We start from the raw sequence: 15,483 nt of genomic DNA, 5'->3' as shown, positions 1-15,483 counted from the left end.
GTTACAGCACTTAACCAGTATCTAGCCAATGAGTCAAACAGAGAGCAATACTTCGCCTAAAACCAAAGCTAGCCCTTGGTGGCAGCGTATCCCTCTCACTTTACAAATTGTCATCGCCTTAGTAGCGGCAGTCAGCGTCGGAATTGCCCTTGGTGCGGGGAATCCCAATCCCAGCAATGCCGTCTTAATCAACAATTTAGCAATTCCGGCTGAATTGGTGTTAAAGGCTCTCCGTGCCTTGGCTACACCTCTGATTCTGGTAGCGGTGCTGCATACCTTGATGACTACCAACATCCCTGGAACAGCCGGACGGCGGTTGGCAGTGCTACTTTTAACTAACACTACCGTAGCTATTTTAGTGGGACTTTTCGTAGCAAATGTTCTGCATCCGGGGACTTGGGGCAATGTAGCCACCTCAACAAGTACAGAAATAACTCCTCAGAATCTTGATCCTTGGGGAATACTCAAAGATGCTGTACCGGAATCTGTCCTCAAGCCATTAGTTGATAATAATGTCATCCAACTAATTGTCATTGCCCTGAGTTTTGGCATCGTCCTGCGGGCATTAAAATCTGAACAAATTGCCCAAGGGAAAAAAGGATACCAGCCGATAGAGGATGTCATCGGGATTTTATTTGAAGCGGTAGTCCGTGTCCTCAACTGGGTAATTGCCTTAGTGCCTTTCGCAGTCTTTGGGATTGTTGCCAAAACCGTTGCTATGCAAGGATTTACACCGTTTAAATCTTTGGGTGCATTTATTCTGGCGGTACTGTTAGCACTGGTATTGCAGGCGTGCTACTACCTAATTAGAGTAAAATTTGGTTCTTGGGTACACCCGCTAAAATTCCTCGCTGGCGGTTCTGATGCCTTTTTGACAGCTTTCTCAACTTCTTCTTCTGCGGCGGCAATGCCCGTAACCTTTGAGGTTTTGCAAACAAAAGTCGGTTTAAGGGAATCTTCTGCTGCCTTGGGGGCATTAGTCGGGGCAAATTTCAATAATGATGGTACTGCCCTCTATGAAGCAATGTCTGCGTTGTTTATTTCCCAACTAATTGGACAACATCTGAATCTGGTACAGCAGTTAATTGTCATCCTTACCTCGATTTTTGCATCTGTAGGTGCGGCAAATATTCCCAATGCTGGACTGGTAACGATGACACTGGTGTTCACTTCTGTAGGCTTACCTACCCAGTACATCGCTTTGCTAGTTACTGTAGACTGGTTTCTGGATCGCTGCCGCACTGCGATTAATGTCATGGGAGACATGACTGTTAGTGCTTTACTTGACGGCAAAAAGCCCCGTTCTGTAGACGAGGCTTAGTTTGCCAGCTTTTAGTTGAGTGCAGCTTTGAGATATCTAATGTTGTTGAGGCCCTTTGGCATCACATTCTTTAGTCCAGCAGCGTTCTAGAAGTCGAAGACGCCAGATCAATGCGAAGCGTTGGGGATTCAATACCAATTTAGTATCGTGACTAAATAAGGGCTGGTTCAGATACTGCCAAAGGGGAAATTTAATCTTGGTGTGTTTTGGAACCATAAGAACAACAAAATATTATAAAAGTTTAGTGGTGATAGTTAACATTTTGTCTAGGAACTGCTTGATAGTGTTTTGCTAGTTAAAGGCTACACTGTGTTTTTGCAATTGTCTTGGTGGCAATTGCGGAATTTTAGAAAGTGAATTTATGTTATTTCCGCTTTAATACTGAAATTGTACGCATCATTTTTCTGATTCCACTCCGCCATTGCTGAGGGAGAAGCCTGATCTGTTACCTGCATTGATACCGTTGATCGCAAAATCCGAATTTACTTGGGTGTACTCTGCATCTCGACAAAAAAACTGGGATGGGCAAGATGCCTATCCCACAAGAAAAAAGAGAATTTTTTTAATATAGGACTTACGCAAAACTACACGCCTTTAGGGGCAATTCATGAATTGCCCCGACATTTCGTACTTGATGCGTAAGTCCTATCTAATAATGAGTGCCGGTTTTGCGATGGTTGATGGCAGTAACATCATCAGGCTTGAGTAATTTACCTTCATCGACAGTTGCATACACAACCCAATGATCGCCACATTCCAGACGTTGGTTGACTGAGCATTCCAAATATGCTAATGCGTCGGTAAGGACGGTACAGCCGTTATCCGCAACTGCTGTATTAAAGTTGGCAAATCGATCTTCTCCAGGTGCGAAAGATTTACGGAAATGCTTCATGTAATCTTGATGATTGCCTTCAGGTAGGATATTTAAGGCAAACTTACCGCCTGGATACATCAAAGATTCGATCGCTCGGTCTTTGGCAATAGCAACAGTTAGTCCAGGTGGGTTGAAGGTGGCTTGAGAAACCCAAGCGCCTAGCATTCCGGTGGACACTTCTCCTTGTTTAGCTGTCACCACGCAAACGGAACCAACAATCCGACCAACAGCCTGTTCCAGTGGAGTAGCGGCTTGTTGTGGTACGCGTACCTTTTTAGCTTTTTTCAGTGCTTGGGCAAAGTCTGTGCCTAGTTCTTCACAGAATTTGAGAGTCACATCATCAGGTTTAAACTTGACCTTTAGGGTATCAAAGCCAAAGCGATATCCAGCATCCCGGAGTTTACCTTCTATTAAGTCAAATGCTTCGCCACTCCAACCATAGGAACCAAAGACCCCAGCGAGTTTGCTGTTGTCACCGCTTGATAGCACAATACCTAAAGCAGTATGAATGGGAGTTGGGGCATGACCACCAATGGTAGGAGAACCAATGATAAAACCATCTGACTGTGCTAGGTTGATGCGAACTTCATCAGGGGTTGCAAACTCGCAGTTAATCGATTTGACTGCGACTCCACCTTTGGTTAGCCCTAAAGCGATCGCTTGTGCTAAAGTCGCCGTATTCCCGTAAGCTGAAGCATAAAGTAGAGCAACAGAAATCTCGCGATCGTTGTGAGCGCGGCTCCATTCTCCATAAGCTTTGGTAAGTTCAATTAAGCTGGTGCGTACCAAGGGACCATGACCCACGGCATACATTCTCACCTGCAAATCTGATATTTTCTCCAAAGCTGCTTCTACATGAGGAGCTTGGGGAGCCATCAGGCAGTTAAAGTAGTAACGCTGGTCTTCTTTGAGCGCTTCCCAGTTATCATCAAACACTTCATCACCACAGAGATGAGTTGCAAATAACTTATCTGTGTAAAGAATTTGGGTTTGCTGGTCATAGGTACAAAGTCCTTCCGGCCAACGTGGACTGGGAGTTGGGAAGAATTTTAAAACATGACCCTTGCCTAAATCCAGAGTTTCTTTCCCCCGCATCACCAAGACTTTCAAATCTTGCTCTAGGAAAGCAGCACGCAAATTGTTCGCACCGGGAAGAGAACAGACAAAAGTTACCTGTGGTGCCAGTTCTAAAATTGCTTTGAGGGTTGCAACTCGGTTGGGATTAAAATGACCCAGGATGATATAATCCAAAGTTGTCAAATCTAAAGTCTGGCGCAATGCCTCTAAATAAATTTCGGTGAAGCTTTCTGGCGGTGGATCAATAAGTGCGGTTTTATCAGCTTCAATTAAATAGCAATTGGAGGTAGTACCTCTTCCAAGTGCGTATTCAATTTCAAACCGCAGACGTGACCAACTACGCGCTCTGATCGCCTTAGTATTTGTAGCAATTGGTAGAACTTGTACGTCGCGTGGCTTGGAATTGGTCATAGCTGTTGGATAAAGTTAAGAATTGGGCATTTGCGAATTGGGCATTGGGCATTGCGAATTGGGCATTGGGCATTGGGAATGAGGAGAAATAAGTTATCTCATATCTTGCACCTGCCCCATATCCCGCCAGAGAATAAATTCTCAGGCTAATAGCGCAAGTCGACTAAGTAAGCGTGGACTACAAACCTTACTCAGTCTTCTAAAGACCGACTTTAGCTATCAGCCTCAGAATTCATTCTGAGGCGGTTGTAGGGACTGGTGCAAGTTCTGAGATAACTTATACCCCATGCCCAATGCCCCATGCCCATTTCTTAGTAGTAATTACCTACTTTGCGATGGCGAACGGCTGTCAATCCATCGTTTTTGGAGACACGACCTTCTTGGACGGTGCAGTATAAAATCCAGTGGTCGCTGCATTCCATACTGCTCTGTATTTCACATTCCATGTATGCCAGAGCATCAGTTAGAATCGGAGAACCGTTTTTCGCGGTTTGAGTTTTCACTCCAGCAAAGCGGTCAGCACCGGGATGCAAGCGCTTGAGAAAGTGCTTCTTGAGTTCTTGATAATTGCCTTCTTCCAAAACATTGAGGACGAAGCGATCGCCTACTTGCATTAAGGAATCAATGGCGCGGTCTTTTGCAACAGCAATTGTGAATCCTAAGGGTTGCAAACTCGCTTGCGTTACCCAGGATGCCAGCATTGCACTTGACACATTTCCTTTTTTCGTGGTGACTATATACAGTCCACTACTAATCCGACCCAGCGCCTTTTCCATATCGACGTCGAGGGACTTGATTTGCTTGATGTTGCGATCGCGCACCAGCAATTGTCCCAAGTCTTTACCCGCTTCTTCACACAACTGGAATGTTGATGCGGTGGGAGCCTCTTTAATCCGAATCGCTGGGAAGGCTTCTTTGATGCCAGAGTCGAGAAATTTTCTGCGGAGTGTATCAATGGGTTCATCATCCCCACCATAACATTCAAACAGCCCAACCATTTGCTTGTTCTTGGCAACAGCTAGCAGCGAACTGATACTAGCTTGGGCGGCGGCGCTTGTAGTCGGGGGCATACCAATAATGATGCTAACTGCTCTCCCAGCTAGTTCTTGGATTTCTTGGCTCTGGGCAGTACTTAGATCCAGGACTTCTATCCCAACGCCAGTTTTCAGTATACCTTCGGCAATTGCGTGACCAAGGCGCTCACTATACCCATAATCTGAGACAAAAAACATGCCAACCGTTGTTTCTGCTTTAGTTTGTTTTTGACTCCAATTTTCGTAGCACCCGGTTAGAACATCTAAGTGGTGGTATAAAAGAGGCCCGTGACCGTTGGCGATAATATTAATCTTCCCTAGTTCGCTCATCCGCTTCATGGCATTCACCAAAGAACGAGCGTTAGGGCCCATCAAGCAGTCGTAGTAAAATCTAAAGTCAGCTTCGATCGCTTCTAAATCTTCGTCGAAGGTGCGATCGTCACAGAAGTGCATCCCAAAAGCATCACAGGTGTAAAGGGTTTGGGTTTTGCGATCAAAGCTAAAGATTGTATCTGGCCAGTGCAGGTTAGGCGCACTCACGAATTCGATTTCGTGTCCTTTACCAATATCTATGCGATCGCCAGTTTTTACAACCCGCTTACTAAAAGGATCGTGTACTAAGCCTTCCAAAAACTGAAGCGCAACTTTTGAGGCTAAGACGGTAGCTCTAGGAGCTAACTGGAGGACATCTTCTACTAAGCCGCTATGGTCTGGCTCTGTGTGGCTGACAATTATGTAATCAATTGTTTTGGGATTGACAAGACCTTTTAGAGTCTCTAAATACAGATTGCGAAACTTCTGGTGAGAAGTATCAATCAAAACTGTTTGTTCACCCCTAATTAGATATGAATTGTAGGTTGTACCGTTTTGGAGTCCGAATTCGATATCGAAGCGATCGCGATCCCAATCAAGAGAGCGAATCGCCGTTGTGTTAGGGGCAATTTCTACAGTTTGTATAGTTAGCCGATGTTGAACGTTCTCTGCGATCGCTACCATTATTCGTCTCCGAGCGCAAATTAACAGGTTTTTCTTCTGCCCCCATTGTCCCGATTATTTTCTTTTTAAGTTGTAATGAATATCAGTTTTTTAAAAATTTAACTTGTATCAATTATTGCTGTTTTTTAGAAAAAAATATGAATCAAAAAATATACTATATATTAACTTTTTTCTAGAAAATTACTGAGTATTTAATTTTGCTATTTATCTGGTTTTATCCTAATTTAAAAATATTATGTTCATCAGATTATTTAACAATAAAAACTTAAAAAAAATATCACACTTCCACCACTGTTATACTAACGTTTGTTTTTGAAAATGACGTATGAATGCTAAGGACATACCAGGATTTACAAAGAAACTTTGTAATTGTGGCGTAGAATATTGGGCGATCGCAAAATCGATGTCTTAAGAGAATAGAAAAAGTTAGTTTTTTTCAAGTCCTTTCTTATAACTAAGTAGGAAAGGTATGACAAATTTTTCGCACATTTTAAATATCCATCAAATGAGATGTTCCTACTCTTTTTTCCAATGGGCATTAAATATATTGTTGTCTCAAGCAAGAATCTTGTTACGTAAAATATAAATTTTATGTAAAGTCGAGAAAAGAGATGTCTTTTTAAAGGTAATCAAGGGCAAGTTTCTGAGACGAGTTGAATAAAAAGAACTGGGACTGTATACCTTTTTCTGCTCATTCAAGTATAAACTAGCCTAAAAATCTTTTTTAAAGTTTCGATGAATGACCGTAAAAATACGAATACTCTAATAATTTTGATGATACAGTTTCTTTATTATCAACCTAACCATTAATCAAAACAACGCCAACAAATTATTTTCATTATAGCCATAAGCTACAGCGTCTGGCTATCCAATGTATATGCCCATACAGGCTAAGGGTGTCGTTTTTTGTCTACCTAACTTTTTACGAAAATTCATTACCGATGATAAATTGCAAATATTAACAATGTTCTCAAGCTAATACTTCGCGCATAACAGCCATAAGGCTAGACTTCGGCATACTTAATACTTGTTATTCAAGTTACAAGTGTATTATTAAATACATGCCGTAGTAAATATAGAGGCGTGAATAGATATAAGAATGCCAAAAATTGACTATGTGAAAGGTTATGGTTTATGGGATGCCGATTGAAAGTCTTTCTAAATGAAGAAGAAAAGCTGACTTTAGAAGAGTTAAGAAAAGCCAAAGATGTTCCTCAACGTACCAAGGATCGTGCTCAAGTTTTATTGCTGAATGCTCGCGGCTTAAAAAATGAGCATATTGCTAAAGGCTTAAACTGGGCAATTTCAACAGTGCGTCAAACTCTTCATCGCTGGGAAAAGATGGGTTTAGCAGGTTTGTGGGATGCTCCTGGTCGAGGAGGAAAACCCCGATATTCGGAATCAGACTTGGTTTATCTAGAAAATTGTTTAGCTCAAGAGCCACAGACTTATAACTCAAAACAGCTGGCAAAAAAACTCGCATCTGAGCGTCAAGTAAGCTTGAGTGCAGACCGATTACGACGGGTACTTAAAAAAAGGGGAAGGAGGTTTGAAAATCCACGCACACAACCCCAGAAACAGAAGAATTAGCTGATTGTTGAATAACTGTTGAAGAGAAATTCAGAAGTCAGAATTCAGAATTAAGATGCTCGCGTACCCCTACGGGGAAGCTCAGGGCAGGGTGGTTTCAATACGGTTCGGTTAAGGTTATTTGATGAAAATAATAGATCCCAAAGACGCGATAAATCGCCGTCTCTACGAAGGACTGATTATTGTAAAGACGGCGATTTATCGCGTCTCTTGCCTTAACCGAACAGTATTGAGGGTGGTTTCATAGGAAGAAAGAAAAATACATAAGTCTTGATTCTCGTTTTGTAACATGACTTTTTACCCCACTTCCATTCCTCTCCCCGAAAGGTCGAGAGGCTTTGAAACCCAGTTTTAGTTTTTCTCTGCTTGTATGAAACCACGCTACTACGGGGAAGCTCAGGGCAATGCAAGTCGTACAGGTAGCTCTGCCAAACTACTCAGTAACCATCGGACTCCAATTCATTCTGAATTCTGATTCCTGACTACTGAATTCTGTTTAGATAAAACAAAATCCACCTAAACATTAGAGTGTTTGGTGGATTTGTTAGCTATCATTAGTGGATCCGAGCAGAGTCGAACTGCTGTCCAAATTGGGTATTGACCCCCCGCTCGTTCACAGGTTTAGCCTTTCTGACCCTCAAGGCGGGAATCGTTCATTATCCCGAACGTAGGATGCTCTGATTTAATCTTAGCCAACAAGCCAACCAGAGAACGCTTGCTAGAGCATCCGTTGGGGTTTGGTCTTCAGTCCTTAACGGAGTCAAACTAAAGACGCTCGAACCTATAAGAGGTGTTTAGGCAGCTACTAGAGCTTCCCGACGAGCAAAGTTAACGATGTTGTTCGCATTTACTTTTTTTTCGAGCCTTTGATTTCCGAGAGGAGACTCACTCTCGACCTGAATCACAGAGCAGCGTTCGCCAACCTGTCGAAACCGTGACGGACCCATGCGCTTCATACTTCAATTATAATACGAGATTCTTAAAATGTGTTGCTAGACAAAAAATTTTTGATTTATGCTCAGTGTTCTGCTTCGTCTGTAACGAAAGCACTTCAAAAATTATCGTCTGCACAATTTCGGCAAATCATACTATTGTCGAACGCTCAGTATCGACTAACTGATTTTGGGTCAAAACGTTTAAGGGAAGAACTAGCCGATAAAGTGTTGCTTCAATAACTGTATTGAGAGTGTCTATATACAGTTAATGTTATTTAGTTAAAAGTCCCAAATACTAAAAATAGCCAATTGCTAACCTTAAAATAATTAGCAATTAGCTATATTTTAGAAGTAAACAATTAGCTATACCCTAAGTTAGTGCTTCAGCACCGCCAACAACCTCAAGGAGTTCTTGGGTAATTGCAGCTTGTCGGGCTTTGTTGTAAGACAACGTGAGGGTGTTAATCAGTTCACCGGCGTTTTCACTGGCATTACTCATGGCTGTCATCCGGGCTGCTAGTTCACTAGCCGCCGATTCTTGCAGCGCCCGCAATAACTGATTACTCAGATACAGGGGCAATAGAGAATCGAGAATCTGGACTGGATCTTGCTCGAAAATCATGTCAGGAGCCAAAGCGCGGACTTGCTTAGTCACTTTCTCCCGTTCTACTTCAAATTTACCGCCACGGGTTGTCAAGCGGAAGATTTCATCATCGGCTGCTTCTAGACCTTGCGGATCGAGGGGCAGTAAGGTTTGTATCACAGGACGGGAGCTAACCAAGGAAAGGAATCTGGTATAGATTAACTCGATGCGGTCTACTTTTTCCGATAGGAACAAGGAAAGTAGTTGGTCGGCAATCTGATTGGCTTCCGGTGCGGTGGGAATTTGCTCTAAGCCGCTATAAGTAGCATCAATGGGCTGATCGCGGCGTTGAAAGTACTGTGTAGCTTTGCGTCCGACGATCACAAATGTGTAGTCTAGACCTTCTGCCTTGATTTCCTTGGCGCGGTTTTCTGCACGACGGATAACGTTATTATTGTAGCCGCCGCATAGACCGCGATCGCCTGAAATTACCAACAGTCCAACTGACTTAACTTCGCGTTTTTTCAATAGTGGTAGGTTTGCCTCTTCAAAGCGCAGACGGCTTTGCAAACCATACAATACTTGTGCCAAGCGATCGGCAAAGGGGCGAGTCGCTAGCACTTGTTCTTGCGCCCGACGCACTCTAGCTGCTGCAACTAGGCGCATGGCTTCTGTGATTTTTTTGGTGTTTTTGACCGACTGAATGCGATCGCGTATTGCTTTTAGATTGGCCATATTCTTAAGTTAGGAGAGACGCGATTAATCGCGTCTGTACAGGAGTTAGGAGTTAGGAGTTAAGAGTTACGAGTGTTTCATTAACTTTTAACTCTTAACTCTTCACTCCTCACTTTAATTACGCTGCTGCTTTGAAGGTCTTCTTATATTCGGTAAGCGCTTCCTTCAACGCAGCTTCTTCTGCGTCACCTAATGCTTTAGATGCTTGTACTCCTTGGGCATACTCGGTTTTACCAGTCTTTAAGTATTCCCGCAGACCTTTGGTGAAGGTGGTTACTTGATTTACAGGCACATCATCCAAGTAGCCATTAATACCAGCATATAAAATTGCTACTTGCTCGTATACCGAGAGTGGCGAATTTTGTGGCTGTTTGAGGAGTTCGCGCAACCGTTGACCCCGTGCCAACTGGTCTTGAGTGGCTTTATCCAAATCGGAAGCAAATTGAGCGAAGGCTTGCAGGTCGTCAAATTGGGCTAGTTCCAATTTAATCTTACCGGCAACTTTTTTCATTGCCTTGGTTTGAGCCGCAGAACCCACACGGGATACGGAAATACCAGGGTTTACAGCCGGACGGATACCAGCGTTAAACAGGTCAGAAGATAAGAATATCTGACCATCGGTAATGGAAATTACGTTGGTGGGGATGTATGCCGAAACGTCACCAGCTTGGGTTTCGATGATTGGCAGGGCGGTCATACTGCCTTTACCTAATTCGTCACTCAGCTTTGCTGCTCTTTCTAACAACCGAGAGTGGATGTAGAATACATCTCCAGGGTAGGCTTCGCGTCCGGGTGGACGACGCAGCAATAGGGACATCTGCCGATAAGCTTGGGCTTGCTTGGAGAGGTCATCGTAAATTACCAGGGTAGCTTTACCCTTATACATAAAGTACTCAGCAATACTTGCGCCTGTGTAAGGAGCTAGGTATTGTAGGGTTGCTGGTTCACTGGCACTAGCAAAGACAACGACGGTGTAATCCATCGCGCCTTTTTCTTGCAATGTCTGCACCACGTTAGCAACTGTGGAAGCCTTTTGACCGATCGCAACGTAGACACAAACTACATCTTCTTCTTTTTGGTTGATGATGGTGTCAATCGCGATCGCAGTTTTACCGGTTTGGCGATCGCCAATAATCAATTCCCGTTGACCACGACCGATGGGAATCATTGAGTCAATAGCTGTGATCCCCGTTTGCATGGGTTCGTGTACAGATCGACGGGCAATGATACCGGGTGCTGGGGATTCAATCAAACGGCTTTCTGAGGACTTGATGTCTCCCTTGCCATCAATGGGAAGACCCAAGGCATTTACAACTCGTCCAATTAAGGCTTCTCCTACGGGCACTTGGGCAATTTTACCAGTGGCGGTTACAGAGCTACCTTCTTGAATATCCAGCCCTTCACCCATCAGCACCGCGCCCACGTTGTCTTCTTCTAAGTTCTGGGCGATGCCAATTGTGCCATCTTCAAATTCTAAGAGTTCCCCAGACATAGCCTTTTCCAGACCATAGATCCGGGCAATACCGTCACCTACTTGTAAGACGGTACCAACGTTAGCAACTTTGACCTCTTGATCGTATTGCTCGATTTGTTGTTGGATAATGCTACTAATTTCGTCAGGTCTAATTGATATGCTCATGTGTCTATCTTTTTTGCTTTCGAGACGGAATTCAGTGCTGAGTGCTGAGTGCTGAGTGCTGAGTTAAGAGTGAGTAGTGATGAGTTAAGAATTATGAGTTAAAAAAGCAAAGGTTAAAAGTCAAAATAAATTACTGTTACTTAACTCCCAACTCCCAATTCCTAACTCCTGTACAGACGCGATTAATCGCGTCTCTCCTAACTCCTAACTCTTGTAGAGACGCGATTAATCGCGTCTCTAATCCTAACTTTCTAGCTAGTGGTTAAGCGCAATGAAAGGCGGCGCAACTGACCCCGGATACTGGCATCAATTACCTGCGAACCTACTTTAATGATCACACCACCAATTAACTCACTGTCTACCTTGGTTTCTAGTTCTACCTGGCGAGCATTAGTTATGGCAATTACCTTTTGGATGATTGCCTGCTGTTGAGCTTCTGTGAGGGGAACGGCTGAAATTACTTCCGCTAAAACGGTTTGATTCAGCTGCCGCAACAGCGCCAGATATTGTTGAAAAATCGATTCCAAGAAGGCAATGCGCCGTTTATCTACCAGTATTAGCAAAAAATTGCGTAAGTAGGGGTTAGCGCCTTCACCGAGTATTTGTTTGATCAGAGCTTTTTTGTTCTCAGACTGAATAAACGGGTTGCTGAAGAAGTTATGTAGCTGTTTGTCTGCCCTGAGCAGTCCCAGGAAAGTCCGCGCATCTTCCCCGAATTCTTCTGTCAAATTTTTCGATTGCGCTATTGACAAAAGTGCCTGTGCATAAGGCTGGGCTACTTCGGCTGTTGCTACTTGGCTTGTCATACATTGCCTCCCAGTTGTGCGATGCTGCGGTCAATTAAAGTTTGTTGAGCATCGTCGGCAATCCCACCTTTAAGTTGCGATTCGACTTTTTGCAATGCTAGTGTAGCAACTCGTTGCCGCAGTTGAGCGATCGCTCGGTCTGTTTCGCTGTTTAAATCGGCTGCTGCTGTTTGTTTCAGGCGTTCTACGTCTTGCACTGCTTTGGCCAACAGGGCTTCTTTAGCTTTGATGGCGTTTTCTTCAGCAGATTTGCGGATACGTTGTGCCTCTGCCTGAGATTGGGTCAACTGCTTTTGCGCTTGGGATAGGGCAGTCTGTGCCTCTTTTAAGCGCCCTTCTGCTTCCTGAATTGCGGTGGCAATATTGGATTCTCGCTCGTTCAGGATATTGCTTAAAACTTTACGTCCGAAGTAGAATAGTATGCCAATCAGAATCGCTATATTGATGAGATTGGTTTCAAAAATGTCTAGGTTTAGACCGAAACCACCTTCTGCTGCGCCTTCTGCCAATTCAGAGTTAACAGCGTTCGCTTCTGCGGCAAGTAATAAGAATGTGCCCATGATACCCATTTACAAGTGCGCTGCTCGCTTGCTAATACGTGTATTTTCCCTTCCGGGAAATAAAGTATCTTTCCCCGAAGGGAAAAAGTGCCTTTTTTTGACACTTAATTAAGCGCTCTGGGACTACCGCCCAGTTGCGCGTATGCTTTTACAGAACCAGTCTTGTTAGTTTATCTAACAGGAGTTGGTCCTAATAGTTTTTCTAGAATCTGCCTGCTTAGAGCATCAACTCGTTGCTCTAAGGTACGCATAGCTTCCTGCTTTTGTTGCTCTATTTCAACAGCAGCTTGTTCTCGTTGAGACTGAGCTTCTTTTTGGGCTTGGGCGATTTTTTCGGCAGTAATTTTCTTAGCTTCAACTTGAGCTGCTTCTACAGTAGCTTGCGATTGTCTGCGAGCGTCTGCGAGTTGCTGCTCATATTCAGTAGCTAAACGTTCAGCTTTCGCCAAGCGTTCCCGCGCCTCAAGGGTATTAGTTCGGATATAATTATCGCGATCGTCTAGTACCTTGGTCAGTGGCTTATAGAAAATTACATTCAACAAAGCTGCCAATAGCAGGAATTGTAATGCCATGAAGGGCAAGGTAGCATCGAAATCAAACATTTCTCTCCTCTTTGGCTGGAGTAGCAGTTTTCCTGGCTAGCAACATTATCCAACCTTTGATATTTTAAAGACCCATAGCCAACAAGGGTCAAGGGATTTTGGATTTTAGATTTGCAATTTTAGATTTGTTCCACCAACAAGCTTAGGGGTATGTACCGAAAACTCTTGATAATCCAAAATCAAAGTTGCGCTGGAAGCGCACCTTTGGGGCAACCTAAAATCTCAAATTCTTAGTCAACTACATCAGAACGATTTAATGCCTAAAATATTTAGATTGCAGAGGCGTGATGGTTCACGTCTCCACACTCATAAAAACTTTTAGGTCTATCCTGCGAAGGGGTTAGCAAATAGTAGTACCAGGGCAATAACTAGACCATAAATAGTCAGGGATTCCATGAACGCCAAGGTTAATAGCAGAGTACCGCGAATTTTTCCTTCTGCTTCTGGTTGACGGGCAATACCTTCTACTGCTTGTCCAGCAGCATTTCCTTGACCAATACCAGGGCCAATTGCAGCTAAACCAATCGCTAAAGCAGCAGCGAGAACTGAAGCAGCCTGCACTAATGGATCCATTTTGATTTTCCTTGGTTTGATTACAAAACTAACAAATGTACGTTAACGACTAGAAACGTGTTTTTCACGTTCGCTGCACCGAGTTCTGACAAATCGCTTTTGCGATGTTTTGAGCGAATATGCTCTTGGAACTGTGCTATCAACTGAGAAGTTTAATGCTCCTCATGCTCTTCTCCACCGTGTCCCTCGATTGCCTCATGAATGTATGCCCCCGCTAGGGTAGCAAAAACCAGGGCTTGAATGGCACTGGTAAATAAACCCAAGGCCATTACAGGCAGAGGTACAAATAGAGGAACTAGCAGCACCAGCACCGCTACTACCAGCTCATCGGCCAAAATATTACCAAATAGCCGAAAGCTTAGGGAGAGGGGCTTGGTGAAATCTTCGAGAATTGCGATCGGCAATAGAATGGGTGTTGGCTCTATATATTTCTTAAAGTAGCCCAAACCCCGTTTGCTAAAACCTGCGTAAAAGTACGCTAAAGAGGTCAGCAGTGCCAATGCAACAGTCGTATTGATGTCATTGGTGGGAGCTGCCAATTCACCCGAAGGTAGCTTGATGAGCTTCCAAGGAATTAGCGCACCCGACCAGTTCGATACGAAAATAAACAAGAACAATGTGCCAATAAATGGCACCCAAGGGCGATACTCTTTCTCACCAAGTTGGTTTTTTGCCAAATCACGAATAAATTCTAGGGCATATTCCATCAGATTTTGGATGCCTTTAGGAATTCTTTGTGCGTTGCGAGTAGCAGCTATTGAAGCCACTACTAAAATGCTAATCACAAACCATGAGGTGAGAAAAACTTGCCCATGAATTTTAAGATTGCCCAACTGCCAGTAGAAATGATGACCTACTTCTAATTCGGCGAGGGGAAAAGAATTAAAGGCGTTTAAGACACTAAGCATTTGCATTCTTCAAGCATTTTCCCCAACGAGCGAGGATGGGATTATTGTCTTTGTGAGCCTGACTTTTTAAGAATCAGAAATGAACGCAATTTGCACCATATAGACGAGGAGCGTGGCTTTGTAAGTGAGAAATCCCAAAAATATGGGTAGAATCTGTAGCTCACGCCATTGAGTTGCTACGATCATTACTCCCATAAATAGAGCAAAACGAGTTTTGCTCAAACTGGTTTTCTCACTACCGAGCTGCTCAACGTCTCTAGCGAGCATTTTTAAGTAAACCACACCTGTACACGCCCCAATTAAATAATTAAGAGCAATGTTCAAGGAATAAAAAATCCACACAGAGATAAAAATAACCCCCGTCAAGACAAGCGTGACTACCAACAATCGCTGGAAGAGTTGATAGAACTCTTGCATGGAGTTATCTGATTCTGTGTCTTCAGAATCAGTTTTAGCATCTTGTTGCGTTGTCGGAGTGGGCGCAATTGATTCGTCTGACAAGCTCACGGGACTTGAAACCAGTACAGTTAAACATTATGACTGCACATTCAGTCAGATGAATCATATCACGATGCGGTAACAATACTTTAGGAAAAAACAATTAACTTCTTGTCAACGTTAGACAGTAAGTAAAGTCGCGGTACCAGAAGCGAGAGAGCGGCTGATGATCTGGGGGAGTGAGGGGGTGAATAATCAATAATCGCTACCTGAAAATTCAAAATTTCTTCCAATTCGAGATTTTTTGAGAGAATAATTTCCTCCAAAGACGTTACATACCATCTTGGTGTTTGAATTAAGTCGATGTCAAGAAAATCAACTAGTGCTTGAGGAGTGTATGG

13 protein-coding genes and 1 other RNA gene are annotated in these 15,483 nt (G+C 43.5%); 2 read left to right on the top strand and 12 right to left on the bottom strand.

Features of this window, described 5'->3' with window-relative positions; genetic code table 11:
- Nucleotides 1–28 precede the first annotated feature (28 nt).
- The gene (locus V7K36_RS11210; RefSeq protein WP_335115700.1) at nucleotides 29–1,321 is read left to right on the top strand and encodes a dicarboxylate/amino acid:cation symporter; all 1,293 of its coding nucleotides are present in this window, start codon (nucleotides 29–31) and stop codon (nucleotides 1,319–1,321) included.
- A 36-nt stretch (nucleotides 1,322–1,357) separates the two neighbouring features.
- Here the strand turns inward: V7K36_RS11210 and V7K36_RS11205 are convergent, their stop codons facing one another.
- From V7K36_RS11205 to V7K36_RS11195, 3 genes are all read right to left on the bottom strand, one after another.
- Entirely contained in the window at nucleotides 1,358–1,537 is a 180-nt protein-coding gene (locus tag V7K36_RS11205) for a hypothetical protein (protein WP_335115698.1), read from the bottom strand.
- A 433-nt stretch (nucleotides 1,538–1,970) separates the two neighbouring features.
- A complete protein-coding gene (locus V7K36_RS11200) occupies nucleotides 1,971–3,683 on the bottom strand; it encodes a diflavin flavoprotein (RefSeq protein ID WP_335115696.1) in 1,713 nt (570 codons plus the stop codon).
- A 311-nt stretch (nucleotides 3,684–3,994) separates the two neighbouring features.
- Nucleotides 3,995–5,713, bottom strand: a complete 1,719-nt coding sequence (locus V7K36_RS11195) for a diflavin flavoprotein (RefSeq protein WP_335115694.1) — start codon at nucleotides 5,711–5,713, stop codon at nucleotides 3,995–3,997.
- Between the two features lie 1,134 nt (nucleotides 5,714–6,847).
- Between V7K36_RS11195 and V7K36_RS11190 the strand changes: the two genes are divergently transcribed.
- Nucleotides 6,848–7,303: a helix-turn-helix domain-containing protein gene (locus V7K36_RS11190; RefSeq protein ID WP_335115692.1), complete on the top strand. Its 456-nt coding sequence runs from the start codon at nucleotides 6,848–6,850 to the stop codon at nucleotides 7,301–7,303.
- 555 nt (nucleotides 7,304–7,858) lie between these two features.
- Here the strand turns inward: V7K36_RS11190 and ssrA are convergent.
- The 9 genes from ssrA to V7K36_RS11145 form a co-directional block, all read right to left on the bottom strand.
- Nucleotides 7,859–8,248, bottom strand: a transfer-messenger RNA (tmRNA) gene (ssrA, locus tag V7K36_RS11185).
- 360 nt (nucleotides 8,249–8,608) lie between these two features.
- Nucleotides 8,609–9,556 (bottom strand): F0F1 ATP synthase subunit gamma, encoded by a 948-nt coding sequence (locus tag V7K36_RS11180; protein ID WP_334826644.1) that lies wholly within the window; start codon nucleotides 9,554–9,556, stop codon nucleotides 8,609–8,611.
- Nucleotides 9,557–9,674: 118 nt separating this feature from the next.
- On the bottom strand, nucleotides 9,675–11,195 hold the full coding sequence (gene atpA, locus V7K36_RS11175; RefSeq protein ID WP_334826643.1) for a F0F1 ATP synthase subunit alpha: 1,521 nt from the start codon (nucleotides 11,193–11,195) through the stop codon (nucleotides 9,675–9,677).
- Nucleotides 11,196–11,446: 251 nt separating this feature from the next.
- Nucleotides 11,447–12,001 (bottom strand): ATP synthase F1 subunit delta, encoded by a 555-nt coding sequence (gene atpH, locus V7K36_RS11170; RefSeq protein WP_334826641.1) that lies wholly within the window; start codon nucleotides 11,999–12,001, stop codon nucleotides 11,447–11,449.
- Entirely contained in the window at nucleotides 11,998–12,570 is a 573-nt protein-coding gene (locus V7K36_RS11165) for a F0F1 ATP synthase subunit B (protein WP_335115690.1), read from the bottom strand. Before V7K36_RS11165 ends, atpH begins: the two co-directional genes overlap by 4 nt.
- Before the next feature lie 161 nt (nucleotides 12,571–12,731).
- Complete coding sequence (locus V7K36_RS11160; RefSeq protein WP_334941860.1) at nucleotides 12,732–13,163, bottom strand: F0F1 ATP synthase subunit B'; 432 nt, start codon at nucleotides 13,161–13,163, stop codon at nucleotides 12,732–12,734.
- Nucleotides 13,164–13,487: 324 nt separating this feature from the next.
- Nucleotides 13,488–13,736, bottom strand: a complete 249-nt coding sequence (gene atpE, locus V7K36_RS11155; RefSeq protein WP_196521630.1) for an ATP synthase F0 subunit C — start codon at nucleotides 13,734–13,736, stop codon at nucleotides 13,488–13,490.
- A 152-nt stretch (nucleotides 13,737–13,888) separates the two neighbouring features.
- Nucleotides 13,889–14,650: a F0F1 ATP synthase subunit A gene (gene atpB, locus V7K36_RS11150; protein WP_334826638.1), complete on the bottom strand. Its 762-nt coding sequence runs from the start codon at nucleotides 14,648–14,650 to the stop codon at nucleotides 13,889–13,891.
- 60 nt (nucleotides 14,651–14,710) lie between these two features.
- On the bottom strand, nucleotides 14,711–15,151 hold the full coding sequence (locus V7K36_RS11145; protein WP_334941855.1) for an ATP synthase subunit I: 441 nt from the start codon (nucleotides 15,149–15,151) through the stop codon (nucleotides 14,711–14,713).
- Between the last annotated feature and the right edge of the window lie 332 nt (nucleotides 15,152–15,483).

It is taken from the genome of Nostoc sp., from assembly GCF_036919555.1.
Lineage (GTDB): Bacteria > Cyanobacteriota > Cyanobacteriia > Cyanobacteriales > Nostocaceae > Nostoc.
This window is presented reverse-complemented; position numbering and strand designations above follow the sequence as displayed.

What these genes read in the sequence shown, in the direction of transcription:
- V7K36_RS11190 (WP_335115692.1), top strand. Translation starts at nt 6,848, where the DNA reads ATGGGATGCCGATTGAAAGTCTTTCTAAATGAAGAAGAAAAGCTGACT.
- atpH (WP_334826641.1), bottom strand. Translation starts at nt 12,001, where the DNA reads ATGACAAGCCAAGTAGCAACAGCCGAAGTAGCCCAGCCTTATGCACAG.
- V7K36_RS11165 (WP_335115690.1), bottom strand. Translation starts at nt 12,570, where the DNA reads ATGGGTATCATGGGCACATTCTTATTACTTGCCGCAGAAGCGAACGCT.
- V7K36_RS11160 (WP_334941860.1), bottom strand. Translation starts at nt 13,163, where the DNA reads ATGTTTGATTTCGATGCTACCTTGCCCTTCATGGCATTACAATTCCTG.
- V7K36_RS11205 (WP_335115698.1), bottom strand. Translation starts at nt 1,537, where the DNA reads ATGGTTCCAAAACACACCAAGATTAAATTTCCCCTTTGGCAGTATCTG.
- V7K36_RS11195 (WP_335115694.1), bottom strand. Translation starts at nt 5,713, where the DNA reads ATGGTAGCGATCGCAGAGAACGTTCAACATCGGCTAACTATACAAACT.
- atpA (WP_334826643.1), bottom strand. Translation starts at nt 11,195, where the DNA reads ATGAGCATATCAATTAGACCTGACGAAATTAGTAGCATTATCCAACAA.
- atpE (WP_196521630.1), bottom strand. Translation starts at nt 13,736, where the DNA reads ATGGATCCATTAGTGCAGGCTGCTTCAGTTCTCGCTGCTGCTTTAGCG.
- V7K36_RS11180 (WP_334826644.1), bottom strand. Translation starts at nt 9,556, where the DNA reads ATGGCCAATCTAAAAGCAATACGCGATCGCATTCAGTCGGTCAAAAAC.
- V7K36_RS11200 (WP_335115696.1), bottom strand. Translation starts at nt 3,683, where the DNA reads ATGACCAATTCCAAGCCACGCGACGTACAAGTTCTACCAATTGCTACA.
- atpB (WP_334826638.1), bottom strand. Translation starts at nt 14,650, where the DNA reads ATGCAAATGCTTAGTGTCTTAAACGCCTTTAATTCTTTTCCCCTCGCC.
- V7K36_RS11210 (WP_335115700.1), top strand. Translation starts at nt 29, where the DNA reads ATGAGTCAAACAGAGAGCAATACTTCGCCTAAAACCAAAGCTAGCCCT.